At 64.9% G+C, this 25,744-nt stretch carries 18 protein-coding genes; 4 read left to right on the top strand and 14 right to left on the bottom strand.

Annotated elements, in window-relative coordinates; translation table 11 throughout:
* Positions 1 to 90: 90 nt before the first annotated feature.
* A complete protein-coding gene (locus FBF35_RS08205; protein WP_060565707.1) occupies positions 91 to 3,546 on the bottom strand; it encodes a fibrinogen-like YCDxxxxGGGW domain-containing protein in 3,456 nt (1,151 codons plus the stop codon).
* 115 nt (positions 3,547 to 3,661) lie between these two features.
* Entirely contained in the window at positions 3,662 to 5,149 is a 1,488-nt protein-coding gene (locus FBF35_RS08210; RefSeq protein WP_060565708.1) for an oligosaccharide flippase family protein, read from the bottom strand.
* Positions 5,150 to 5,208: 59 nt separating this feature from the next.
* On the opposite strand from FBF35_RS08210, the gene FBF35_RS08215 reads away from it, so the two are divergent.
* Positions 5,209 to 5,862: a hypothetical protein gene (locus FBF35_RS08215; protein ID WP_060565709.1), complete on the top strand. Its 654-nt coding sequence runs from the start codon at positions 5,209 to 5,211 to the stop codon at positions 5,860 to 5,862.
* Here FBF35_RS08215 and FBF35_RS08220 read toward each other — a convergent pair.
* The 7 genes from FBF35_RS08220 to purU all read right to left on the bottom strand — a co-directional run bounded on the left by FBF35_RS08220 (position 5,783) and on the right by purU (position 13,318).
* A complete protein-coding gene (locus tag FBF35_RS08220) occupies positions 5,783 to 7,300 on the bottom strand; it encodes an O-antigen ligase family protein (protein WP_060565710.1) in 1,518 nt (505 codons plus the stop codon). The genes FBF35_RS08215 and FBF35_RS08220 overlap by 80 nt on opposite strands.
* A complete protein-coding gene (locus tag FBF35_RS08225; protein WP_060565711.1) occupies positions 7,297 to 8,640 on the bottom strand; it encodes a glycosyltransferase family 2 protein in 1,344 nt (447 codons plus the stop codon). Before FBF35_RS08225 ends, FBF35_RS08220 begins: the two co-directional genes overlap by 4 nt.
* Positions 8,637 to 10,019, bottom strand: a complete 1,383-nt coding sequence (locus FBF35_RS08230) for a YveK family protein (RefSeq protein ID WP_060565712.1) — start codon at positions 10,017 to 10,019, stop codon at positions 8,637 to 8,639. The genes FBF35_RS08225 and FBF35_RS08230 overlap by 4 nt, the downstream gene beginning before the upstream one ends.
* On the bottom strand, positions 10,016 to 10,924 hold the full coding sequence (locus FBF35_RS08235; protein WP_034463953.1) for a glycosyltransferase family 2 protein: 909 nt from the start codon (positions 10,922 to 10,924) through the stop codon (positions 10,016 to 10,018). Before FBF35_RS08235 ends, FBF35_RS08230 begins: the two co-directional genes overlap by 4 nt.
* Entirely contained in the window at positions 10,917 to 11,699 is a 783-nt protein-coding gene (locus tag FBF35_RS08240; RefSeq protein ID WP_060565713.1) for a CDP-alcohol phosphatidyltransferase family protein, read from the bottom strand. Before FBF35_RS08240 ends, FBF35_RS08235 begins: the two co-directional genes overlap by 8 nt.
* Positions 11,696 to 12,193 (bottom strand): adenylyltransferase/cytidyltransferase family protein, encoded by a 498-nt coding sequence (locus FBF35_RS08245; RefSeq protein WP_060565714.1) that lies wholly within the window; start codon positions 12,191 to 12,193, stop codon positions 11,696 to 11,698. Before FBF35_RS08245 ends, FBF35_RS08240 begins: the two co-directional genes overlap by 4 nt.
* A gap of 270 nt (positions 12,194 to 12,463) precedes the next feature.
* Positions 12,464 to 13,318: a formyltetrahydrofolate deformylase gene (gene purU, locus FBF35_RS08250; RefSeq protein ID WP_060565715.1), complete on the bottom strand. Its 855-nt coding sequence runs from the start codon at positions 13,316 to 13,318 to the stop codon at positions 12,464 to 12,466.
* Between the two features lie 462 nt (positions 13,319 to 13,780).
* Here purU and FBF35_RS08255 point away from each other — a divergent pair, with 462 nt between their 5' ends.
* Both FBF35_RS08255 and FBF35_RS08260 read left to right on the top strand, forming a co-directional pair.
* Complete coding sequence (locus FBF35_RS08255; protein WP_131726608.1) at positions 13,781 to 15,514, top strand: hypothetical protein; 1,734 nt, start codon at positions 13,781 to 13,783, stop codon at positions 15,512 to 15,514.
* A gap of 342 nt (positions 15,515 to 15,856) precedes the next feature.
* Positions 15,857 to 16,363: a GNAT family N-acetyltransferase gene (locus FBF35_RS08260; RefSeq protein WP_060566399.1), complete on the top strand. Its 507-nt coding sequence runs from the start codon at positions 15,857 to 15,859 to the stop codon at positions 16,361 to 16,363.
* An 803-nt stretch (positions 16,364 to 17,166) separates the two neighbouring features.
* On the opposite strand, the gene FBF35_RS08265 is transcribed toward FBF35_RS08260, so the two are convergent.
* Positions 17,167 to 18,156 (bottom strand): malate dehydrogenase, encoded by a 990-nt coding sequence (locus FBF35_RS08265; RefSeq protein WP_009054243.1) that lies wholly within the window; start codon positions 18,154 to 18,156, stop codon positions 17,167 to 17,169.
* A gap of 202 nt (positions 18,157 to 18,358) precedes the next feature.
* Here FBF35_RS08265 and FBF35_RS08270 point away from each other — a divergent pair, with 202 nt between their 5' ends.
* Positions 18,359 to 19,390 (top strand): cation diffusion facilitator family transporter, encoded by a 1,032-nt coding sequence (locus tag FBF35_RS08270; protein WP_060565717.1) that lies wholly within the window; start codon positions 18,359 to 18,361, stop codon positions 19,388 to 19,390.
* A 170-nt stretch (positions 19,391 to 19,560) separates the two neighbouring features.
* Here FBF35_RS08270 and pgi read toward each other — a convergent pair whose 3' ends face one another.
* From pgi to FBF35_RS08290, 4 genes are all read right to left on the bottom strand, one after another.
* Positions 19,561 to 21,240, bottom strand: coding sequence for a glucose-6-phosphate isomerase (gene pgi, locus FBF35_RS08275; RefSeq protein ID WP_060565718.1), 1,680 nt, complete (start codon positions 21,238 to 21,240; stop codon positions 19,561 to 19,563).
* A 152-nt stretch (positions 21,241 to 21,392) separates the two neighbouring features.
* Complete coding sequence (locus tag FBF35_RS08280) at positions 21,393 to 23,648, bottom strand: 6-phosphofructokinase (RefSeq protein ID WP_060565719.1); 2,256 nt, start codon at positions 23,646 to 23,648, stop codon at positions 21,393 to 21,395.
* A 172-nt stretch (positions 23,649 to 23,820) separates the two neighbouring features.
* Positions 23,821 to 25,152, bottom strand: a complete 1,332-nt coding sequence (locus FBF35_RS08285) for a dicarboxylate/amino acid:cation symporter (protein WP_060565720.1) — start codon at positions 25,150 to 25,152, stop codon at positions 23,821 to 23,823.
* 169 nt (positions 25,153 to 25,321) lie between these two features.
* Positions 25,322 to 25,612, bottom strand: a complete 291-nt coding sequence (locus FBF35_RS08290) for a hypothetical protein (protein ID WP_060565721.1) — start codon at positions 25,610 to 25,612, stop codon at positions 25,322 to 25,324.
* Positions 25,613 to 25,744: the final 132 nt, after the last annotated feature.

A 25,744-nucleotide genomic window follows, 5' to 3' on the forward strand; every position in this document is an offset into this window, starting at 1 on the left:
GACCTGTCAACACGATTCACGAGCTGGATCGAACCATTTTCACTGGCTCACACCTCGCGCGAACTCGAGCGGAGAAGAACGATTCTTCCCTTATTTCACAAGAGTTGCGTTCAGATCGAAGGTCATCGAGGGCGAGCCCTTGTAGTTGAGGTGTTCCTCAACGCCGATGCGGTTCACGCCGCTTGTCAAGAGGCTGGCGGGGATGGTGACCTCGAGCAGATCGGAGGCTGCCTTGGCGGCACTCACGGCCGAGTTCGCGTAGGTGGTGTGAGTAATGTTTCCATCGGACATACGTTTCGTGTCGATGACCTTGCCATTGACTCGTAGAACGACACCGTCATCCGCGCGCACCTTGACGGTCAGCGAGGTGTTCGGGGTGATCGCGCCCAGGTCAATGTCGCGCGCGAAGTAGTACGTGATCGCACGATCCTTCTTGGCAATGTCGAGGGCGGTCGCCGCACCGGAGTCTCCCCAGCCGATCGGGCCGGAACCGCGGTTCCAGCTCTGGAAGGAGCCGGTCGTGGCCCAGTCGGAGGCGGGGGCTTCCGTCGAGGTCCAGTAGTTCCACTCGTCGCCGGTCTGGATGACCGTGCCGGACTTGACGGAGGCCGCGTTGATCGGCTGCGTCGCGTCGGTCGGCTGGGTGCTGCGATCGGCGGGAACAGAGCTGTTGTCGTCCGGGGTGCCATCCACGCGGAAGATGGAGGCCTGCATGGACACGGTCGCGGTGCGCAAGTAGTTGACGTGGGTTTCCACGGCGATCACGTTGTCACCGGTCTTCAGCGCCGATGCGGGGACGAAGATCTCGGACTGGGAGGCGGAAGCCGCAGCGAAGTTGGGAGCGGCGTCGGCGCGGGTCGTGTAGCTGACCGTGCCGGCACCCATGCGGGTGCGGTCCACCTCGACGCCGTTGATGTAGACGACGGCGCCATCGTCGGCCAGGTACTTGACGTTGATACCCTTGAGGCCCTTCGCGTCAGCCACCTGGAAGTGCGTGCGGTAGTAGGTCGTCACGGGGCGCGAGCCCTTGGTGGCGATCTGGGTCGTGATCGCAGAGTCACCGTAGCCCAGGGGGGCTGCGCCGGTCGGCCACGCGGAGTCGTCGAACGAGGCCTGGGCCCAGTTCTCGGGGGCAGCGCTGGCGTCAGCGCGGTAGTTCCACGTCGCATCGGCCTCGAGGAGGAACGGGTTGGAGGCGTCCACCTGGCCCGGAGCCGGAGCGGCGTAGACCGCGGTGGTCGCGGAGCGGTTGCCCTCGGCGTCGACGGCGCGCACGAAGTAGCGGTTCTCGCCGCCGCGCGGCACCTCGACAGTGGTGGTCTCGGAGGTGGCGATCGGACGATCGTCGCGCAGGATCTCGTAGGACACGGCGTCGGCGACGCCTTCCCAGGCGAGGGTCACGGTGGAGTCGTTGGACGCGGAGGAACGCAGGTAGGAGGGCGCCTCGGGCGCGACGTTGTCGCGGTTGTCGTAGCGGGCGAAGCCGCCGTTCCACTGGGTGCGCGTGGCGTCGGTGTGGGAGAGCGTGAAGTCGCCACCCACCCACAGGTTGCCGTAGTTATCGCTCGTCAGCGCCCAGGCGCCGGTCTTGCGGCGCGAGGAGAGCTCGAAGGGGGTCCACTTCAGGCTCTCGCCGGTAGCGGCATCCCACGCACCGACCCACTTGATCTCGTCGACGCGCGACCAAGAGCCGTTCATCGACCAGACGTACATGTCCTGGTAGGTGCTGTCGGAGCAGTGGCAAGAACCGTAGATAACACCCTTGGCGGACACGGTCGTAGCCTGGAGGTCGCCACCGTTGCTGAAGGTCATGGCGCCGGAGACGCGCTGGTTGGTGGCGGTGTCGTAGCCGAACAGGGAGTGCTCGGAACCGCCGACGTAGACGCGGTTGCCCGCCGTGGCGATGGTCTGCTGGTACTTACCGGCAGTGGCGCTAGAAGGCTCGAAGTTGAAGCCCGCGTCCAGGGCAGCACCCGGCTCGGTGGAGAACTTGGCGGCGTACCAGGCACGCTGATTACCGTGCGCGGTGGTGAAGTGGCCGCCCGCGTAGAAGGCGCTGTTCGCCTCGGAGACGCCGACCGCCTGGACGGAGCCACTGATCTCGGGGTTCCACGAACGGTCGGGGCGCGCATCAAGACCAACGCGGCCGGCGTTGCGTGCGTAGACCTTAGTGCGGCCGCCGCCGGACAGGTGGGTGAACGATCCGCCCATGTAGACGTTGCCGTCGTAGTAGGCCAGGGCGCGCACGCTCACGGCACCGCCGCGCAGCGCGTTGATGACCTGCAGGTCCCACGAGGGGTCGATCTGGCCCGTCGAGGGGTTGATAACGACGGTGCCGGAGTGGGCCTCGCCGTTGACGCGGGTGAAGTCACCGCCGACGAGGAGGCGACCGTCGGGCAGGGCGAGGAGGGCCTTGACCTGCGCGTTGAAGTCGAAGGTCTGGCCGGTGAAGTCGCCGGTGGCCACGTCGAAGGCCGCAAGGCCGCGCGAGGAGATCTCGGCGCCCTTCTCACCCTGCTTCACACCGGTGAAGTTGCCGCCCACGTACATGGTGGAGCCGACCTGGGCGAAGGCCTGGACCTGGATGTTGCCCTCACGGACGGAGCCGTTGAGGTTGCCGCTCACGCCCCACGAGGTCTTGGCGGCGTACTGCGAGACGACACCTGAAACCGTCGAGGCGCTCAGGCCCTCGTCTGGGATGCGGGCGAAGGCAGCCGAGTCCGAGGAGATGCGCGGACGCACGTAGGCCTCGGCGTAGGGGAAGACCGTCAGGCCCGACTTGTGGAAGTAGGAGGTTGCGGAGGTGACGTCACCGGTCCAGTTGGCGGTGAGAGCACCGTAGCCCCAGCCCGTCTTCCAGCCCGTGATACGGGCGGAGGGGTAGGTCTGCAGGCCGTTCCACTCGTTGTCGTAGCCGGTCAGGCCCCACATGAGGCCAGAGCGCCAGCCGCCCTTGTCGAGCTGGATGTTGACCGGGTGGGCCATCTTGAAGGGCCAGACGAAGTCCGTCATCTTCGGGAACTGAAGATCCACCGTCTGGTAGGAGCGGCCCGACGCGCTCCACGAGCGCATGACGCGCACGCCGTCGGCCTGGTCCTTGACCGGCTCGTTGTTGAGGAGCTCGGTGACGGACTTGTTGGAGAGCTGAACGACCTCGAAGTCATCGGAGGTCCGCGAGCGAGAGGTCAACTTCGCAGGATCGCCCTTGCCGCCGCTCCAGGATTCCCATCCTTCACGGCCGCGGCCGATCAGGACCCAGCCGCCGCCATCTGTCGTCTGGTCACAAAAGAACTGGGCGGGGTGATCCATCGCAGGAGTCTGGAGCCAGTAGGCGCCATCCGCTGCCTCAGGATTCCGCTGCTTAATGTCCCAGCACGACGCGGCTGCAGTCGCGGCGCTCGAACCGTCGCGAACAATAGCCTGACCGGGTGCCGAATCTCCCTGACCTGCACCAACAGCGTGAGCCATCGGAGCGAGCGCGAGGGAAGCGCAGGCGACAATCGGCGCAGTTGCAAGGATTGCAAGGCGCGAAATCGCAGAAGCCATGACACGACCTTTCGGAGGAACGGAAACTTGTTGCATAAATAATTACACAACAATCCCCATCAGATCAACCGAATGGTTAACTCAAACTTTCACAGGTGCACCACGCACCGCATTCCTACCCCCGATGACGCCTCGCCAGGGACCCAAGTCCCGACAGGTGCAGACGATCCCTAAACGCCCAGCAAACACAGGCGAAAACCAGGACCGAGAGCGCCGAGCCACCAATGGTCGCAACGAAAGAATCGCGCCCCAGCCACCATGCTATACACCCGCCCGGAATCACCGCAGATACGCCCACAACCAGAATCGGCTTGACCACTTCCGACAATTTCGGTGTCACACCGATAAACCGCGAGACCTGAACGGTCGCCATGGTCGCGTCAAGCACCATGCACACGGCCCAGACGATCGCCGCAGCGACCATTCCTCCGCGAGGAATAAAGATGACGTTACCCACAACGTTGAGGGTAAGGACCACGATCTTGTTGACCGCTGCCCACCCGGAGCGTCCACTCATGATGAGCAGAGAGTGAATGTTTCCCGCCATGAAAGTCACGATGGAGCCGATGCACAGGACCACGAGGACGTTCGCGCCGGGAGCGAAGCCGTCACCGAGGATGCGCATGAGCGCGGGCGCGTAGATCGCCATGAGGGCGTAGATCGGGGCGGCGAACAGGACAAGCCAGATCGAGGCCGTGCTGTAGAGGTCACGCAGCTCCTTCGTCTTACCCTGGTGCAGGAGTTTGGAGAACTGCGGGGAGACGACGACCCGCAAAGCCGTGTCGACGACCATGCCCGCCTGAATGAAGCGAATGGCGCCACCGTAGATGCCCGAGGCCGCATCGCCCGCCAGGAGACCGACGAGGAGGACGTCGAGCCACTGCAGCGCCTGCTCGAGGCCGGCGGTGAGGGTGCGAGGAAGCGCGAAGGACACGACCTGACGACGCCGCTGCGCACTTGGCCAGCGGCCCACCGAGTCGGCCGCCGAGGGCATGTGTCGCAGCAGCAGCCACCACGCGGCGACGAGGACAACGACGAAGGGCAGCGCCCAGGCGACCGAGACGAAGGCCAGCGACCCGGTGAACGCAGCCGCGAGCGCAACGAGGAGCGGGCGCAGGCCGGGCAGCAGCAGGTTCTGAATGAGGACGTACTCGCGCATGTTGCCGAGCGCCCGCAGGGCGGCGGATGCGACCAGGGTGAGGGCGCCGATCGGCACGAACCACAGGACGGCCCGGGTGGATGCCGCCACCTCGGCGTTCCAGATCAGGGGGGCCACGGCCTCGAGAATGAGGACGCACACGGTGGATACGCCCACCGTCAGGGAGGCCATGAAGGACAGGGTCGCGCGGATCTCTTCGGGAGCATCCAGGGACAGGCGAGGCATCAGGTAGATGGCGGTGGAGTCGAGGCCCACCTTGGCCAGGGCCATGACGATCGCGAAGACGCCGGTCGCCTGGGTGACGATACCGGCTCCCTCGGCGCCCAGCATGCGCGACAGGATGATCGTGAACGCGAAGCCCAGGACCGCCGAGGCGGCCGCTCCGACGAAGCCAACGATGCCCCCGCGCGCGAGGGAACGCCTGGCTTGATTTGCCTCACTCATGATTAACCTTCCCGCTACCGCGCGGTAGCCTTTCTCTATAACCTACCGATGGGATACACATGGACTTCATCAACTCGCTCTCCCCTGCCCGCAAGAAGAGCCTGCTGGCAGCCGCAATTCTCCTCATCATCGCGCTCGTCATCGCCGGCTTCCTGCGCCTGACGGGCTCCTCTGAGACGGATGCGGCCGCCTCCGCGGCGTCCGGCGCGCAGAGCGCCGAGGAGGACCCGCAGTCCGACATCCCACAGTCCGTCGCGAAGACCATCACCCCGCAGTCGGGCGGGCCCGCAAACGAATCCGGTTCGCTGGCCACGGACGCCGAGGCCGCCGGACAGGCCACCTTCGTCATGAACACCCTGTGGGACGCGTACACGGACCCCGAGCAGGCTCGTGCGACCGACCTGTCCTCCGTACTCACCGCCTCGGCGCTGGAGGAGTTCGACGCGCAGGCTCTCGAGTGGACGAGGGACGGCACCCACACCACCGGCTCACCCACCCTCGAGGACGTGCACATCCTCAGCGATGACGGTGCCGGAAACGTCACGGTCTCGGCGTGCGTCGATTCTTCCAACGTTCGCGTCCTCAACGACGCGGGAACTGCGCTGACGGACGACACGACCATGACCCGCGCCCTCACCTATTTTCTGTTTGTGAAGGACGGCGGCGCGTGGAAGCTGTCCGGCTTCTCGTTCCCCGACGACCCGACTTGTTGAGTCGAGCAAGCATGTGAGTGGCAAAAGCCCCGTCGTTCGCGGCGGGGCTTGTCCATTGCCCCATGCGCACCGCGCGCTGGGCGCGGACGGTCCCGGCGACGCTACCGGCGCTCGCGCGGCCGTCGCGCTCGACCTCGGCGCGCTTGATCGGATCGCTCTCCTCCTCCAGGTGGCGCGACAGGAGCGCCACCGCGACAACGGAGATCATGAGGCCGGTGTTCATGCCGTAGTAGAACTGCTCCACCAGGGTCGCCAGGATGATGCCGCCCAGGATCGAGCCGTACACGTCCGTGGCGCGCCAGATGCGCGGGAACATGCGCAGGAAGAAGGCGAGGAACAGCGCCAGGCCAACCAGGCCGTAGGAGAAGATGACCGTCCAGAACTGGCCCTGCGTGCCGAGAGACGGCAGCCACGGCGAGGCCGAGGGGCGCGGGGCGCCGAAGCCCAGGAGCGGGGACTGCTGGAGCTCATAGAGCGTCTCGAGGTAGTTGGAGGCGCGGTCTTCCGTCGAGGAGGAGGCCGCGACGCGCTCAAGGAGCGACTGGGAGGCCGGCGTGGCCAGCCACGCGATCACGCCCACGACGATGGCCGCAACGATACCCAGGACGGTACGCCAGGCTCCCGCGCGCAGGCGCTGGAAACCCACCCACACGACGATAACAATGAGGCCGATGTACATGCCGCGGTTGAGCGTCGCGGCTGCCGGAATGACCGACAGAGCGCACACGGCGGCCACGATGAAACGCCACTTGGAGCGCTCGCGCCACAGCACGTACGCGAAGACGAGCGCGAGCGGGAAGATCAGCGAGTAGACGTTACCGTAGGTGTTGGAGTAGATGAAGGGGGCCGACGGGCGCGGGTCGGAGAGGATCCACGACGACGGGTTCCACTGGGTGGTCGCGCGCTTCGTGAACTCTTTGACGAAGTCGTTGGAGTGCAGGGCGCGCGGCACCAGGTAGTACATGAGCGTCTTGAAGCGCAGCGTCGGCGCCGCCATGGCGATGAAGCCGCCGATGGTGGTCGACGCCAGGAAGCCCCACATCGTGCCGGTAATCGTGCGCACGCTCAGGGACTTGCGTGCGTTGAAGGCGTAGACCGCGAAAATAGCTGGCGAGAGCTCCAGCAGGAAGCGATAGAACGCGCCGATGACGCGCCCGCCCGTGTCGAGCATGGTCATCGAGGCCAGCACCCACGCCAGGAAGAACACCCACAGGATGGATCCGGGCGGGAAGCGCAGGCCGTGTCGGCCGATCATGAACACGAGCATGATCGATGCGAACAGCGGCCACATCAGATCACCGGAGCCGAGAACCCACCACAGGAAGTACGCCGAATAGGCCACGACGAAGGGCCACGCAGGCAGATCCTGCGCGTCCTCTCGTAGCGGCCCAATTTGGGCGGGGGCGGGTTTGGCCCAGAGTCCTCGGCGTGGGCTCACGCGTTGCCGTTCCCTTCGCCGGTCGTCTCCGTCGCGGACGAGGCCTGGGCCTCCTCAGCGCTGCTCGGTGCGGTCACGCTATCCTGCGCGGGGGCCGGCTCGGCCTGGCGCGGGGCGCCAAGCTTGTTGCGCTTGCGCGACGACAGGTAGAGGAAGGGACCCTCGAGGAAGCCCTTGATCTCGGACTTGGTGAGCGAGCCGGGCACGTCCTCGTCGGTGCCGGCGACGCGAGCGCCACCGAGCTTGACGCGGTTGAGGACGCCGGGCACACGGGTCGCCAGCGTGCCGAGCACGGAGGGTTTGGCGATGATCGCCTTCGTCAGGAGCGCCGCCATACCCGAGCCGTTGCCGCGGATCTGCTTGTCCAGGCCGGCCTCGTCGACGCGGTGACGGTGGTGCACGAGAGCGTCGGGCGTGTGGACGATGACGTCACCCGTGGCCAGGATGCGCGCGAACATGTCGAGGTCCTCGCCGCCGCGCGTCGAGGTGCCGGCGCCCAGCGCCGGATCGAAGGGACCGACCTCCATGAGGACGTCGCGACGCATGGCCATGCACACGCCCGCACCCACGCGGGCCGTCGTGATCGGGAACAGCGGGCCGCCGTCCCCCTTCTCGCCCAGGACCTCCAGGCCCTCGGGGATATCGCCGACGCACCACACGCGCGGGGACATGTCCTTGGGGAAGCCGCCGCGCGACTCGAACCACCGCTGGGGCGCGTAGCGCTGCTCCAGGGGCAGCGCGATACCCGTCGTGGCGGCCACGTACGGCGAGGCCGTGAACGGGTCGATCATGGCGGTCAGCCAGTGCGGGTCGACGATCGCGTCGTCATCCGTGAAGACGATGACTTCGCCGCGAGCAGCCAGCACGCCGCGGTTGCGGGCGCGAGACAGGCCCGGACGGGAGGCAGAGACGATGCTCAGGCGCGTATCGTCGATACCCGCGAGCTTCTCCCGAGTCAGGCCCGTGTGCGGAGCGTTATCCACCACGACGAGCGTGAAACGCTGGTGATCCTGGGCCAGGATGGCGCGCACGGCATCCTCGAGCATGTCGCACGAGCCGACCGTGCACATGACGACGGTCGCGTCCACGTCGGCGCCAGCGCCCTCTTCCCAGCCGCGCGCAGGGGCCGGTTCGACCTCGAGCACGCGCGGATCGGTCTCCGGATGGTCCGTGCCCTCGATCTCGACGAACGCCGAGTTACGGCCGTTATCGCGCACGAGCACGAGCGCTCGCGGATCCGACGGGTCGCCCGAAATCAGCTGGGAGACGCGCGCAGTGCGGTCAACGTGCCAGATCGAGGCGGCCTTGTGGTCGGCTGCGGTGGTCTCCTCGGCGGTCATTTCTTGCCCTTCTTCGAGGAAGCCTTGGCGTCCGACTTCTTGGAATCGGACGTGTCTTCCGTTTCCTTGGTAGGCGTGGATTCAGCGGCATCGACCTCAGGTTCCGAGGTCTGGGCGGACCCAGCCGGTGCCTCGTCCTTGGGGACAATGACCTCGGCAGACTGAGCGGGAGCGGTCGGAGCGGAGGCGGGCGCGGCCACCTGGTCGCCCAGGTAGATCATGCCGTTCACCTCGCGGTTGATGATCGCGAGCTCGTCGAGCAGGTGGTGCAGCTTCTTCAGATCGTGACCCTTACGCACGGCGACGAGGACGTGGCGCGAGGGGCGGACCTCGTCGAGGAGCGAGGCGAGGGGCTGGTTGATGTCGATGAGGCGCGGCGCGGGCACACGGGTCTCAGCCAGCGAGGCGGACAGGACGCGATGCAGGTCGCGGGCCTGCGGGTCAGATGCGTCGACGATCAGGTCAACCCAGTGATCGCGGTCGATCGCCATCGCGAGCATGCGGGTGGGGGCGAGCCACGGCTCGGGGGCACCCTCCTCGGCACTCCACACGGGCAGCGCCGTCAGGTCGGCGAGCTGCGTGGGCGAGATCAGGGAGCGCGAGCGGGTCTCACGGATGAGGACCAGGACCAGGCCCGCGAAGACGCCAACGACGGTCGAGATCAGGATCAGTCGCACCTTCGAGGGCGAGACCTCGTCGCTCGAGGCCGCGGCCGGGGTGATCACGCGGCCGGCGGTGGCGTGGTAGGGGGCAAGCTGCTCGGCATCCTTCGCAAGCTTCGTCAGCTCGGTGCGAATCTCGGAGGCGCGCGGGTTGTCCTTCGTGTTGCCGTCCTCGTCGACCAGGGGGGTCAGGCCGGCGAGCTCGGTCTCCAGAGCCTGGATCTGCTCGTTGATGCCGGCGGCCATCTCGTCGGCGCGCTGCTCGACGAGGGCGGTGCGCTCGGTCAGGTAGGCGTTGGCGATCGCGTCCGCGGCGTCAACGGCCTGCTGGCGCGTGGGAGCCACGTACTCGATCTTGACGATCGTGCCGTTCGTGTCGCCGGACACCTCCATGTTGGAGCGAAGCTCCTCGGCGGTGACGCCATTGCCGAGGCGCGCGGCTGCGACGTCGAGGACGGCGGCGGACTTCGCGATACCCTGCTCGGTCACCATGTCCGTCGTATTCGACAGGGAGGCGCGCACGGCGGGAGCCGGGGTGATCGACGGAGACGTCACGGTCATCGACACGGCCGCCGAGTGCGACGTGGGGACACCAAAGGCGGCTGCGACACCTACGACCAGGCCGGCCACGGTCCCCGCAACGATCGAGGTCCAGCGGCGTGCCAGCGCGTGACGAAGGATCTGCTGGCCGCCCGTGGGCGGAGGGGTCAGGATCATGACTGTTCTCCTTGGAGGTGAGAGCGCACCCACGCGGCGCGCGCATTGAGCCGGCGCTCGAGAGCGCGGCGAGACGATGCGGGTCGAGACGCGACCCCCTGAGTGTAGACCTGCACGAAGCGGTCGAGCTCACGCTCGGCCTCGTCGCGAGGAAGCGAAACGAGCGAGACCAGGCGCGGCAGCTCCTGGCCCGTCAGAGATACCGACAGGTCAGCGAAGGCCTGGGCCTGCTCGGGATTCTTCCACGAATCCGAGCGCCACGAGGCGTTTCCGGTGACCTGGCCCGGGTGGATGCGGTACAGCAGACCCCAGGGCGCAATACGGCGAATGCGACCGCCCGCGGATGCCACGCGCATCCACAGGTCGTAGTCCTCGGCGGGAACGCTGCGGTAGCCGCCGACGCGGTCCATGATCTCGCGGGTGGCGAGCATGGTCGGGTGGCACACGGGGTTGGTGAGCAGCAGATGCCAGCCCATGTCCTCGGGCGTGATCTCGTAAGGCATGCGGGGCACCGGGCGGGAGCCACGCAGCTCGATCATCTGCGTGAAGACCATGTCGTCGCCGCGCTCGATGGCACGCATCGTGCGCTTGAAGCGGCCCTTGAGAGACACGTCGTCGGCGTCCATACGCCCCACGAGGCGCGAGTCGGTGCGCTCCATGAGCTGAGTGAGGACGCGAGAGACGCCGCCCTCGCCCGGGGTGATGTCCTCGATGCGCAGGCGAGGATCGACCACTCCCCCACGCGACGCGCCGCGGATCGCCTCGCCGACCGTCGAATCCGACGACGAGTCGTTGCCGACGACCAGCTCGGCGTCACGCGGCATGGCCGCCAGCGTCGAGGCCACGGCGCGTGTGATCGTGCCCGCCGCGTTGCGCGCGGGCAGCAGGACGGACAGCTCAGGCACGGGACTCCCCCTGCGTGGCGGCCTGCTTAGCGGCCGCGTCCAGGGCGCGCAGGTCGCGGAACCGGCGACGCAGCGAAATCGAGGAGTGCGCGACCGCGATAACTGCGAGGAACGTGTAGAGCACCATGAAAGGAACGCCGAAGCCCCACAGCACGAAGGACCAGCACAGCACACCCGGGTCGGTGGGCAGCAGCACGAAGGAACGCAGGTTCCCGCCGCGCGTCTGCTTGCGGCCCGCCGCGCGCACGAACTGCTCGGCGAGGATCTGGCTCATGAACTGGCCCGACGTTACCCATCCGTAGACGAGCGCGACGACGGCCAGCCACCACGACTCGGGGCGGTAGATCATGACTGCGGCGGCGGTGCAGAAGTGGATCGCGGGGGAACGGAACGCGTCGGCGACGTGGTCCACCCACTCGCCCGTCTTCGACGAAGCGCCCGTGACACGCGAGACCTGGCCATCCGCGGAGTCGAACATGAAGCCGACCGCAAGAGCCGTGCCGACGATGAGGCCCGTCCACCACGCGGGTTCGAGCGCGACGAGGACGATGAGGCCGAGCGTCGAGAAGCACACGGAGATGAAACTGACGAAGTTCGGGGTCCAGCCAAAAGCCGCGCAGGCGGCTGCCACGACGCGCGCAGCGCCGCGGTTCACCCAGCGCATGTACGCGGGGACGCCCGCGCCCGGCTTCTGCGCGGCAGCCAGCGCGGAGCGGTAAGCGCTAAAACGAGTCCCCCACGAGGAACCCGGCTCGAGCACGACGGGCAGGCTCACTGCGCCTCCCCTTCCGCCGCCTGGTCCGCTTCCTTCGCTGGGGCCTCGTCGGAGAAGTCCTCGGGGGCGATGAAACGGCGCAGCTTCGTCGACGACGTCGACGGCGTGTACGGCAGGTAAACGACGCGCGCGCCGACCTCGGCCATCTCGGCCTCGAGCGCGGCGCCCTTCGGAGTGTCCTTCCAGTCGTCACCCTTGAAGAGGACGTCGAAAGGCTGGAGACGCCACGCGAGGCGCTTGTCCTGGTCCAGGTCGACGACAACCGCATCCACGAAACGCAGCGACGACACGAGGTCGCAGCGCTCCTTGAGCGGGATGACGGGGGCGCGGCCCTTCATACGGATGAGGGCCTCGTCCGAGGTCACGCCGACGACGAGGCGATCGCAGCGCTCACGCGCGGCGCGCAGAATGTTGAGGTGTCCCTGGTGGAACATGTCAAAACCCCCGGGCACGTAGCCGGTGATGGGGGTGCGTTGCTGAGTCGTTTCGTCCACGTAACAAGTGTGCCATTTATCAGGCGGTCAATGCGACACTTACCCACTAAATGACCGAAAGATCACGTCCCAGCGTTCCCCACCAAGTGACAAGACGCTCCACACAGGGCCGTCATATCGCGCAAATATGACCAGATGGCCGCACGTTACCTTGTTACAGGTTGCGACATGCCAGCCGGGTGTCACGAGGCCGGCGCGCCGGTCGGGCGGTCAGGCTCGGCGTGTGCGCGGACCGCGCTCCGGCCTCGTTACTGCGTGCGCGAGGGGACCTCAGCGCGAGAAGACGACCGTTCGGTTGCCATTCATGAGAACGCGACGCTCCGCGTGGAAGCGGACGGCCTGCGCGAGGACGCGGCGCTCCACGTCCTGGCCGAGGGCCACCATGTCAGGCGTGGAGTCGGCGTGGGAGACGCGGGTGACGTCCTGCTCGATAATCGGGCCCTCATCGAGGTCGGCGGTCACGTAGTGGGCGGTCGCGCCAATCAGCTTCACGCCGCGCTCGTGGGCCTGCGCGTAGGGGCGCGCGCCCTTGAAGGAGGGCAGGAAGGAGTGGTGAATGTTGATGACGCGGCCCTGCATGGCGCGGCAGACCTCGTCGGAGAGGATCTGCATGTAGCGCGCCAGGACGACGAGCTCAACATTTTCGGAGGCGATGAGGTCGAGGAGCTGGCGCTCCGCCTGGGCCTTCGTGTCCTTCGTGACGGGGATGTTGAGGAAGGGGACGCCGTAGAACTGGGCGACGGGCGCCAGGTCCGGGTGGTTGCCGACGACCGCGATGACGTCGATGGGCAGGCCCTGCGTCTGCTGGCGATACAGGAGGTCGGTGAGGCAGTGGCCCTCGCGGGAGACCATGATGATGGTGCGCAGCTTGCGGCCCAGGTCGTCGACGCGGTAGGTTGCGGCGAATTCCTCGGCGACGCGGGCAAGGCCCTCGTCGATGGGGGTGCGGCCCTTCGGGGAGTCGACCTCGACGCGCATGAAGAAGGTACCCGTGTCGGAGTCGCCGAACTGCTGGGACTGGATGACGTTGCCGCCGGACTCGCCGATCACACCGGTCACGGCGTGCACGATACCGGGGCGGTCCGGGCAGGACAGAGTCACAACAAGCTGCGCGTTTTCAGTCATGCGTTCCAGTCTAACTAGGTTCATACCCGCGAACGAGGCAGGGGCAGGGTTTGCGGGAGATGCCACGGGGTTACGGGGTGGGGTTGTTGCTGGGCGGGGTTGCGTTGCTACATTGCTGCGGTCGGGGTTGCGGTTTCGCGCTCGTTTCATGAGCCGCCGAGGCTAGCACCCTAGTTTCACGCGCGTTTCACGCACGCCTAGCCTGCTCCTCCCCCAAACGCCTGTGGCCACGCACCCAAGCCGGAGCCAAACTACGCCGGCTGATACAACCGCTGGCACGTCGCCCCACTGAGCGATACCCATCGACCTCTCCTATCGCACTCCACGCTGCAGAACTGCGACACCAGGCACCCGCATGAACATTAGCTTGACACCAAAGCCCCACAAGCTTTCATCTCGGGACCAATTCCCTGGACAGGCTGCTACGATGCGAAGCAGTGACCCCAGAGCAAAGGAGCCAGCATGGTCCCCGCCGACGATGACCCCAAGGACACCCCCGAGGTCGACAGCAGCGCATCCACGAAAGAGTGCAAGAGCAGTCATCTCACCCCCATGCCCGGCTGCCTGATGCACTGGTGGATACCGTTCGTATTAGCCGCCTTTTTGTTCTTAGGCAGCATGTTCATCACCTCCATCTGGGGCTCAGCGACTTTCGACGAGATCATGCATGCGATACAAGACTGCCCCAAGCGCTGGCCATTCCACATGCGCACACCATCTCGCGAGGAAATCGAAGTATGCCTAACCATCACGGCGGCCGGCTTCGCATTCTCGGCTTGGCAGCAGCGGAGCCACGACAACGCCATCAGGGAAGAAGAACGAACGAAGGCGCAGCAGCAAGCCGAAAAGGAACAAAAGAGACAAGAGCATAATCGCCTCGAACAGATTGAGCGCGACGAATACTGGAAGCGCCGCGAACATATTCTTCACACACTCGACAGCAACAATCCAGGTATCCGCCTTGCAGCGGTAAGCCTTCTAGCGGAACTTGCCGATTCAGCCGCACACAGCGGCCAACTCAATCACACTGCACAGCAACAACTCCAACAGCACATCATCAGCACACTTTGTCTCCAGATGCGCCATGAGGGCCAACTAATCGAATCAGAAGGAACCAAAGAAGATCACATTGGGATTCAGAGCGAAATTCTAGAGGTGATTTTCAGACGAGTAGATCCTGCCGACCAAAAAGACCTTCTAGCAAATTGGTCTATGGAAGTTTTAAACTTCAGGAACGTTAACTTCTATACCGAATTTAAAATGATCGACCGTAAGACACAATGTACCATTGTACTAACGGGAGCAGTATTTCACGAAAACGCAACCTTCAGCGGATGCACAATACATAAGCTCGTGTGGCACAAGAGCAGCTTCATGAAGCAACTCACGTTCCACTCACAACGCAAAGAAAATACACCTGGGACGATAGTTTCACACGACAATTTTCCGAAATATATTAGCTACGGGGACTTCAAAGGAATCGCGTTCTGCAAGGACGAGTCCACGGAAGGGATTGACCACAGAATCAACATTCGCGCATCTAACAAATCAGACAGCTCTGACTACGACGATATAAATTATCTCAATTTCTCGGAATGCACTTTCCTCCACACAATTAGCACATTTCATAAAGCCTCAAATAGCCCTGTTGCATACCGGAGAACAGAAGGTAAATCCATATTAGACAAGACACAGCTTCCAGAAAATTACACATGGGGCATACTCCGCATCGAACAAATCAACTACAGCAGCACACCGACGCATGAACGCGACACAGGCTTAAGATTTGACCGGTGCACATTCGAAAAAGTAACCGTTGACTCAGGACTAACACACTCGAACACGGAATTCACATCATGCTACTTCGCATCGCTGGCCTTCATTGCCATCATGACAGCAAATCGATCATCTTCATTCGAGGATCAAGACCACATCATCTTCGAAGATTGCATTTTCGCAATGTCCAGCAATTTTAACACCCCAATCAAACTAGTACATGTAACCAACGGCAACAGCGGTCTCATACCACGTACATTCTTTCGACTGAGGGACAATCAGGCACACATTCAAAATGAGAACGGACAACCAATTTTTCAAACACTAGAATTAACTGGCACCACTATTGGCGAAAGATACTTAAAGATTGGCACAGAAACAAATCACATACCTTTCGAAGAAAGAAACCCCAGCATATAACGCGCACTAAGAGATTAACGATTACACTTCACAATCGCGACAGACACCAACTGCTCCATCTTTACGCTGCACCAACCGACGAGCAGCAAGTTGAGCATCTGCAGATTTCAATTGAGAACGATTGAACCAATCACCTTAAGGCACAACTTTCACATTTTCAGATTTGACCATCATATCAATCACTGCCCACTCCGACACTGTTCGTACACAACAATATGATGCGGTTACACATCACCGCATGCACTTCGATTGCATTAAGTCGAAGTAAACGCATCTTAGGTCCCACATACAATATTTTTCGCCTTTCGCAAAAGACGAATAGTTTGCGTGTACGATTTCAGGATGCAGATTCGAATCGCATCCCCTGGCGACATCGCATTCATCGGGAGCGCGTATGTGCATGCCCGCGCGTTTATGCAGGCGAATGGGAATGCGACTCAGTGGCCCTTCGGATACCCGAGCCACATTGACGCTGAGGAAGACATCGCGCACGGGCACTGTTTCCTTGTGGCTGACGATGAGGGGCCACTTGCTGTTTTCACCCTCGCTCCAGGACCGGATGAGACGTATGCCGAGATCGACGGCGCATGGCATTTCGAGGCTGAGTACCACGTGATTCACCGCGTGGCAGCAGTGCGCGGGCATGGGGTCGCGCGGGCAATTTTCAACTTTGCGGCTGAGCACGCTAACTACCTGCGTTGCGACACCCACGAGAACAACGCCCCGATGCGGCGCGCGCTCGAATCCTTCGGATTCCAAGAGTGCGGCACAATCACCGTTACCAACGACACGGAGCGCGTTGCCTATGACTGGATCAAGGACAGCTCTACCGGCGCAGCAGCCAACTAGTTCCACCTCCTCGACCACACTGAGCTACCGAACAATCTCGCACGTAATTCCTAGACACCACAAATTTGCGATACCCCAGAAAGCGCGGAATTTCAACGTTCTGATTTCAAATTCTGAAGGACTCTGAATAGAATTACGTGCGAAATTTTGAGAGCTGCACCCGTTATGGAGCATTGCACCCGATCAGAACGGGTGCAATGCTCACTGATCGGGTGCACGCCCTCATCGACGACAAGCTCTATCGCGGATGCGCTTCCTACGCGGAACGGACACCACGACTAAACCCCCTCCCACACACCAACGCTCCAGCCAAGGCCACTCACGATGCCACTCACCGACGCACGGCAGGCATCCGACCGCAATCACACTTGCTCCTAACTGGTGTAATGCTCCCTTACTGGCGCAGGGCTGCCCGGCACGGCTCGGCTGGAATCTCGTTGGAGTAGCTATGGAGCAGGCCGCGCCGCGCGCAGGCTTGTTGCGCGGCAGCATTGCACTACTTAGCGCAGCATTGCACTGGATAGTAAGCAGTGCATTGCTGCCGCACCTAGTGGATCGCTCCATGCGCAGGGCTGCCGCACGTCACCGAGGCACCACGACCGCGCCACACTCACAGACGAACACCCCAGCAAGCCCGCGGCCCCAAGCCACGACCACCCCAAGCCACAACCGCAGCCCTCACGCAGGCACACACCGCCCCCGCGGCCATAACCCCCAACAACACCCCGCATACATGCGGGCGCGCGCCCGGCCAATCAGCCGGGCGCGCGCCCTTCCCACCAACCGCCACGAGGGCGGTCGCCTCACTTGATGAAGCCGAGCGCCTTGACGGCGTCGTACTCTTCCTGGAGGGCCTTGATGTTGTGGTCGATTCCGGCGCGGGTCGCGTCGGAGATCTCGAGGCCGTCGACGACCTGCCACTCGCCACCATCGGAGGTGACGGGGAAGCCGAAGTTCAGGCCGGCGGGGACGCCGTAGTGCGTGCCGTCGGACATGACACCGGCGGTGACCCACTCGCCCTCGGGGGTGCCGTGGATCCACGAGTACATGTGGTCGATCGCGGCGTTCGCGGCGGAGGCGGCCGAGGAGGCGCCACGCGCCTCGATGATGGCGGCGCCACGCTTGGCGACGGTGGGACGGTAGTAGCTGGACAGCCACTCTTCGTCCACGAGCTCGGTCGCGGGCTTGCCGGCAACCTTCGCGAAGGAGACGTCCGGGTACTGGTCGGCCGAGTGGTTACCCCACACGACGACGTCCTTGATGTCGGCGTTCGCGGCACCGGTCTTGTGGGCGAGCTGCGCAATCGCGCGGTTGTGGTCGAGGCGCATCATCGCGGTGAAGCGCGACGCGGGGACGTCCGGCGCGGCGTTCTGGGCGATGGTGGCGTTGGTGTTCGCGGGGTTGCCCACGACGAGGACGCGCACGTCGTCGGCGGCGCCGTCGTTGATGGCCTTGCCCTGGGGGCCGAAGATGCCCGCGTTGGCCTCGAGCAGGTCGGCGCGCTCCATACCGGCGCGGCGCGGCATGGCGCCCACCAGGTAAGCGACGTTGGTGCCCTGGAACGCACGGTTCACGTCGTCGAAGATCTCAACGCCGGCCAGGGTCGGGAACGCACAGTCGTCGAGCTCCATCGCGGTGCCCTCGGCAGCCTTCACGGCCTGCGGGATCTCCAGCAGGTGCAGCTTGACGGGCACGTCCGGGCCGAACAGCTGGCCGGAAGCAATGCGGAACAGGAGGGCGTAGCCGATGTTGCCGGCTGCGCCAGTGACGGTGACGATACGAGGTTCTGCCATGATGTGGCGCTCCTTTACAGTTCCTGTGGGCGTGTGCCCTTCAGTCGCGGTGTTCCCCGCGCTCTGTCTTCTAGGATACGTCGTCCGTCACACTCAGACCCGGGCACCCAGTCCCAAGAGAACCCACCCAAGCAGTGATCTGCAACATATCAAAGGAGCGGAGGTCTCCACCGCAGGCCCCATCGGCACGTACAATAGGAGCATGTCCGACAACCGTCCCAGCCCCTCCCCCAGCGCCGGATCCGCGCGAGAATCGGCCCCCGCCTCGTCCCACGTCGACGAGGCCGTGGCTCACTCCCACGATCACGCGCACTCCCCGAGCGGCGAGCGTGGAGGCCACTCGCACGATCATTCCCACGCGGGGGCCTCGACCAAGCGCCTGGGGTGGGCGCTCGCGGTCACGGGTGCCGTCGTTGTCGCCGAGCTGGTCGGCGCCTTCTGGTCCGGATCCCTGTCGCTGGCGGCGGACGCGGGGCACATGGTCGTGGACGCCTCCGGCCTCGTTATCGCGCTGATCGCCGCACGCCTCATGCGCCGCCCGCGCGACGAGAAGCACACGTGGGGGTGGGCGCGCTCCGAGGTCTTGGCCGCCGCCCTGCAGGCCGGCATGCTCCTCGTCATCTGCGTCATGGTCGCGTGGGAGGGCGCGTGGCGCCTGGCATCCCCGCCCGAGGTCGAGGCCGGCCCCATGCTCCTCGTCGGCGTCATCGGCCTGGTAGCAAACATCGTGTCGCTGGCGATCCTCGCGGGCGGGCGCGAGGCGAACCTCAACATGCGTGCCGCGTTCCTCGAGGTCGCGAACGACGCGCTCGGCTCCCTCGCTGTCATCGTTGCGGCCGGTGCCGAGTGGGCCTTCGGGTGGACGCGCGCCGACGCAATCGCCTCGCTCCTGATCGCCCTCCTCATGGCACCTCGCGCGCTCACGCTCCTGCGCCGCTCTGTCGCGATCCTCATGGAACAGACACCCGCGAGCGTGGACGTGACCGAGCTGCGCGCGCACATGATGGGCGTCGAGGGCGTCCTCGACGTGCACGACCTGCATGTCGCCGCCGTGTCCTCGCACCTCGTGACCGTCACCGCGCACGTGACCGTCACGCACGAGGCCGACGGGCCCTCGCGCGACCGCATCGTCCACGAGCTCGGCGAATGCGCGTGCCACCACTTCCCCATCGCGCACTCCACGTTCCAGCTCGAATGTCCCGAGCACGCGAGCCACGAGCACATCGAGCACTAAGCGACGCCTCGTCCCCACAAACAGTGAGGCAGCAAGGGCTTCACACTCTCTCGGGGGTCCGACACTCCCCGTCCGTTGAACACCCCCATACGAGCACGCCAAAACGTGCCCCACATACACGTCGGGGGCCGCGCCTTGCGGCGCGGCCCCCGAGCACAGCTCAGATGCGATTACTTCGTGCGATTCGCGCGGTAGTACTCGATGAGAGCGCGGGTGGACTGATCCTGCGCCTCCAGGGCCTCGGACGAGCCCTCGATGGCGGGGAGGATCTGCTTGGCCAGGACCTTGCCCAGCTCGACGCCCCACTGGTCGAAGGAGTCGATGCCCCACACGGCACCCTCAACGAAGGTGATGTGCTCGTACAGGGCGATCAGCTGGCCCAGGACCGAGGGGGTCAGGGCGGGGGCCATGATCGAGGTCGTGGGACGGTTGCCGGTGAACACGCGGGCGGAGACGATGGCCTCGGGCGTGCCCTCGGCGCGCACCTCCTCGCTGGTCTTACCGAAGGCCAGGGCCTTGGTCTGGGCGAAGAAGTTCGACAGGAACAGCTCGTGCATGTCGGCGTCGCCGTCACCCAGCGCCCACGTCGGGTTCGCGAAGGCAATGAAGTCGGCGGGGACCATGCGGGTGCCCTGGTGGATCAGCTGGTAGAAGGCGTGCTGGCCGTTGGTGCCGGGCTCACCCCAGAAGACCTCGCCGGTCTCGTAGGTGACGGGGCTGCCGTCGCGGCGCACGGACTTGCCGTTGGACTCCATGGTCAGCTGCTGCAGGTACGCGGGGAAGCGGTGCAGGTACTGGGAGTAGGGCAGGACGGCGTGCGTGTCGGCGCCCAGGAAGTTCGAGTACCACACGTTGAGCAGGCCCATCAGCAGGGGCACGTTCTTCTCGGGCGCGGCCTCGGCGAAGTGGCGGTCCATCGCGTGGAAGCCGGCGAGGAAGTCGGAGAAGCCCTCGGGGCCGATCGCGACGGCCAGGGAGGTGCCCACGGCGGAATCCACGGAGTAGCGGCCGCCCACCCAGCTCCAGAAGCCGAAGGCGTTGGCCGGGTCGATGCCGAACTCGGCGACCTTGTCCAGGGCGGTGGACACGGCGACGAAGTGCTTGGCGATTGCTTCCTTCTCGGAGGCCTCGTCGGTGACGATGCCGCGTTCACGCAGGCCGTCGAGCAGCCAGGCGCGCACGACCTTGGCGTTCGTGATGGTCTCGAGCGTCGTGAAGGTCTTGGACGCGACGATCACGAGGGTCGTCTCGGGGTCCAGGTCCTTCGTGGTCTCGCCCGCGTCGGTGGGGTCAATGTTGGAGATGAAGCGGCACTCCAGGCCCTCCTGCACGTAGGGCTTGAGGGCCTCGTACGCCATGACGGGGCCCAGGTCGGAGCCACCGATGCCGACGTTGACGACGGTCTTGACGGGCTTGCCGGTGATGCCGACCCACTCGCCGGAGCGGACGCGGCGAGCGAAGGCGTAGACCTTCTCCAGCACCTCGTGCACGTCGGCGATCGCGTCCTGGCCGTCGACCGTCAGGGAGTCGGTCGCGGGGCGGCGCAGCGCGGTGTGCAGGACGGCGCGGTCCTCGGTGACGTTGATGTGCTCGCCCGCGTACATGCGGTCGCGCAGCTCCAGGACGCCGGTCTGCTCAGCGAGGGCGAGGAGGTGGCCCACCAGCGTGGGGCACACGAGGTTCTTCGACAGGTCGACGTGCAGGTCGGCCGCGTCGAAGGTGAAAGTCTGGGTGCGGTTGGGGTCGTCCGCGAACAGCTTGCGCAGGTCGGGATCGAAGTTGTCGGCCAGCTGGTCGAGCGTGTCCCACGCGGGGGTCATCGTCGGGTCGATCACGGGGATATCACTCATGGGGTCTCCTGACAGTAGAGATTGGTTCGCACTTTAGTTTAGCGGGGTCTGCGCCCCTGGTCACCCTCGTTTCTCGCTTCTGAAACGACGAGGCCGTGGCCCGCAAGTGCTCACGGAACCACGGCCTCGTATGCCGTCAGAAGACCCGGGGTTCAGGCGACCGGATCGTCGATGTGGATGGGAGTGGCCTCGATGCCCGGGTTCTGCAGCGACACGATGCGCTGGACGGGGACGAGGTCAAGCCACCACTGGTGGAACGGGCGACGATTCTCGATGTCGAGGTCATCGAACATGTTCTTGACCGGGCGCGCCTCGACGGCGTTGCCGACCTGGCCGATGTAGTAGGCGCCGCGGTCGCCGCGATCGAACTGGTCGAGGAGCTGCTCGAAGGCGCGCGCCACGAGGCGCGTGGCGAGCAGGCGGTCGTACGGCGAGGGCGAGCCGCCCTGCTGCATGTGGCCGAGGGCCTGGTGCCGCACGTCGTAGATCCCCTCGGACTCGGCGTTGAACACGTCAGCCAGGAACTCGCGGTCGTAGTACTGGGACGCCGACTCGTTGAGCAACGTGAGGAACAGGCGTCGACCGGACTTGAAGGAGGCGACCATCCGATCGGCATCCGCGGCGATCTGCTCGAGGGAGGGGGACTCCTCGTTGATGTACATATATTCCGCGCCGCTCGACAGGGCGCTCATGAGAGTCAGGTAGCCGCATCGGCGCCCCATCGTCTCAGCGATGAAGCAGCGCTTGGACGCGGCCGCGCTCTCCTTGATGCGGTCGATTGCCCACGTCGCATTGTTGATTGCCGTGTCCGTGCCGATCGCGAGCTCGCAGCCCGGCAGGTTGTTGTCGATCGAGGCCGGGATGAGCAGAATCGGAATCTGGAACGCCGGGTAGCGGTCCTTCTCCGAGGTGATCGCGTGAACACCCAGGTAAGCATTCATGCCGCCGATGATGAGGAGGGCGTCGATCTCGTTGCGCTCAATGGCGCGACCCAGCGCGTAGAACTGCTCGACCGGCGGAATATCACGCTTGGTCCCGAGCTCTGCGCCACCCTTGAAGGCCCAGCCTTCCACGTCGGACCAGCTCAGTTCACGCACGCGGTCATCCGCCAGGCCGCTCCACGAGCCGTCGACACCGAGCATCGTCCAGCCGCGCGCGATACCCAGGCGCACGGCCACGCGGGCCGCCGTGTTCATGCCGGGGGCCAGACCGCCCGCGTGCAGGATCGCGACACGCTTGATCTCGCCCGTCGGCTCCGGGGTGAGCTGCGGGGGCGTGGACAGGATCTGGTTGATGCCCACCATCGACGAGAAGGACGAGCCACGCGAGGCCTGGGCCGCCGCGTAGTCGCCGGCCGCAATCAGGTCCTTGACCGCACGCGTATCGTGCACGGCCTTCATGAGGGGGATGCGGGTGATGCGGTTGCGACGCACGCCCAGAATAACGGGCTCATCCTCAGCCGAGGACGCCAGGATCTCCTGGACGGCCGCGTAGCCCAGCAGCGTGGACATCCAGCGGTCGTAGGCCGAGGGAGTGCCGCCGCGCTGCACGTGGCCGAGGATCGTCACGCGGGCGTCCTCGCCCGTGCGCTCCTGGATCGTGTCGGCGATCAGCTGGGTCGACAGCTCGTTGCCGTCGCGGTCGTGCGCGCCCTCAGCCACCAGGACGATGGACTCGCGGCGACCAGCCTCGCGGCCGAGGCGCAGGTGCTCGGCCAGGTCATCCTGCCAGCCCGGGCCCGCAGGGTCCTCGGGCGTGAACACGTAGTCAGCGCCGCCCGCGACAGCCGCCATGAGGGGCAGGTAGCCGCAGTGGCGGCCCATGACCTCAACGACGAACGTGCGCTGGTGCGAGGCCGCCGTGCTGGTCAGCTGGTCGATGGCGTCCAGAATGCGATGCAGCGCTGTGTCCGCGCCGATCGTCATGTCCGTGCCCACCAGGTCGTTGTCGATCGAGCCGACGAGGCCGACGATGATGAGAGCCGGGTGCTCGGCGGCGGTCTCGGGCGAGATCACGCCCTCGGCAGCCAGCTCGGCGACGTGCTGCGCCCACTCGCCGCGGAACTCGTTCGTACCCGACAGGGAGCCGTCGCCACCGATCACGACGAGGTGATCGATACCGTGCTCGAGTAGGTTCGCAGCCGCGCGGTGGCGCCCCTCGTACGTGCGGAAGTCAGCACTGCGAGCCGTGCCGATCACCGTGCCGCCTTCGGCCAGGATCGAGGACACGTCCGACCACTCCATCTTCTTAATGGAATCGCCACCCACGCAGGCACCCTGCCAGCCTTCGTAGATCGCGTAGGGCTGCGCTCCACGCGCCAGCGCCGTACGCACGACGGCTCGAACAGCCGCGTTCATTCCCTGGGCGTCACCGCCCGACGTGAGGACACCGATACGAACTGTGCTCATTTTTCTGCCATCTTTCGTTGACGGAGCGGGCCACGAGGCCCAGTGTGCCTATCGTTCCCTATTCTACGTGACCTGCGCCTCCACCACTAGGGCCTTACTCCCATTTACCGAGGAAACGACAAGCGCGCGCCCGCCGACAACGGCGGGCGCGCGCTCACGCGGTCACTGGAGACTAGGCGACAGTTTCGCTGCTATTGCGGGCGGCGGACTCGGCCAGTTCCTCGGGGCTGACAACGCCCTCGACGGAGACGCGGTCCAGGTAGGCCATGCCGTCAAACGCCAGCTCGCGAGCGTTCTCCGGGTCGCCCTCGTTGCCGATGGAGCCGTGGGCCATGCGGTCCACGATGAGCGCGATCGCGCCGTCGCCCGTCACGTTGGTGGCGGTGCCGAAGGAGTCCAGGGCGATGTAGGTCGCGATCATGAGCGCGACCTGGGCGTCGTTGAAGCCCAGCATGGAGCTCAGCAGGCCGGTGGCCGCCATGATGGCGCCGCCGGGGACGCCGGGGGCGGCGACCATGGTGATGCCCAGCATGAAGATGAAGCCGACCCACTGCAGGGAGCTCACCGTCAGGCCCTGGGTCAGGACGATGGCGAACGCGAAGGAGAAGATCTTCGAGGTCGAGCCAGCCAGGTGGATCGTCGCGCACAGCGGAATCGTGAAGGACGCGACCGCGTCGGACACGCCGTTCTTCTTCGTCTGACGCAGGGTCACCGGGATGGTAGCCGCGGACGAGGAGGTGCCCAGAGCCGTCAGGTAGGCCGGCATCATCGTAACGATGGCCTTGAAGGGGTTACGACGCGCGACGAGGCCCGCGAAGCAGAACTGGGTCAGCAGGATGATGACCTCGAGGACCAGAACCACGATGACCACGCGCACCAGCGTGCGGATGACCGAAGCGGCCTCGCCCGTGTAGGTCAGGTTCAGGAAGATGCCGAAGATGTGCAGCGGCAGCAGCGGAATGATGATCGTCTCGATGAGACGGGTAATGATGGCGCGGAACTCGATGAATCCCTTACGCAGCACGCCGCGCGGGACCATCGACAGGCCCAGGCCCACCACGAAGGACAGGAGCAGCGCCGTCATCACCTGCAGCGGCGCAGGCATTTCGATCGTGAAGTAGGACTCGAGGGCGCTGCCCGGCTCGGCCACGTCGGCCAGCTGGGTGGAAGCGAGGAGGCGCGGGAACAGGGACGCACACACCAGGTAGGTGAGGAAGCCCGAGAAGAGCGTCGACGCGTAGGCGATCGCCGTCGTGATACCCAGCCACTTGCCCGCGCCTCGGCCCAGGTCCGCGATAGCGGGGGTCACGAGGCCGATGATGATCAGCGGGATAGAGAAGGACAGGAACTGGCTGAAGATCGCCGAGAAGGTCGCGAAAATACGGCCGATCTCGACGGGAACCAGGTGGTCGCCGCCAATACGGACGGATCCGAGGACGGTCGCGAGGATGATCGCAGCGATCACCCACACGAGGATTCCGGATTTACGCAGGAACTCGCGCATGTGTTTCACCTTGACAATTAGGGATGATGGGTCGCTCATAGCATGCCCGAGCTTTACGAATTCTTGAAGCGGTAACCAGGATTCGGGATAGATGCGGCAAAAATCACGGAAGAAATGTCGTGCTCGCGCAGGCCGGCCACCGCTCGCAACACCACTGTTCCCAGGGGATTTAGCGCACCGCCAGGGTGGAGACGTAGGGGGCGAACCACCAAATAATCGCGGCGAGAATCACGTACACCGCGGCATCCATCAGACGAGCTCGCGACGCAAACCAGGGCCGTCCCGGCGTCCACAGACGCAGAGCACCCATGCCAACGAGGACAGCGACCATGAGCATGACCGCGCGATGGCGGTGATCGCTCACGGCCAGCGCAATCACGCCGAGAACGCCGAGCGCACTCAGGGCAGCGCCAAGCCACGCACCCACTCGTGCGCGCGCGGTCTTTTCCTCGTTATTCACGCCCCTACCCTATCGCACGAGCGCTCGTCATCATGCGCGCGCTCATCTGCGCCCCACCAAGCCAACCACGGCCTCGTCTTTTCAAAAGAATAGGAATAAGGGGCATGCGGGTTTAGTATTGGTCCAAAGGTC

Source organism: Schaalia odontolytica (assembly GCF_005696695.1).
Taxonomy (GTDB): Bacteria; Actinomycetota; Actinomycetes; order Actinomycetales; family Actinomycetaceae; genus Pauljensenia; species Pauljensenia odontolytica_C.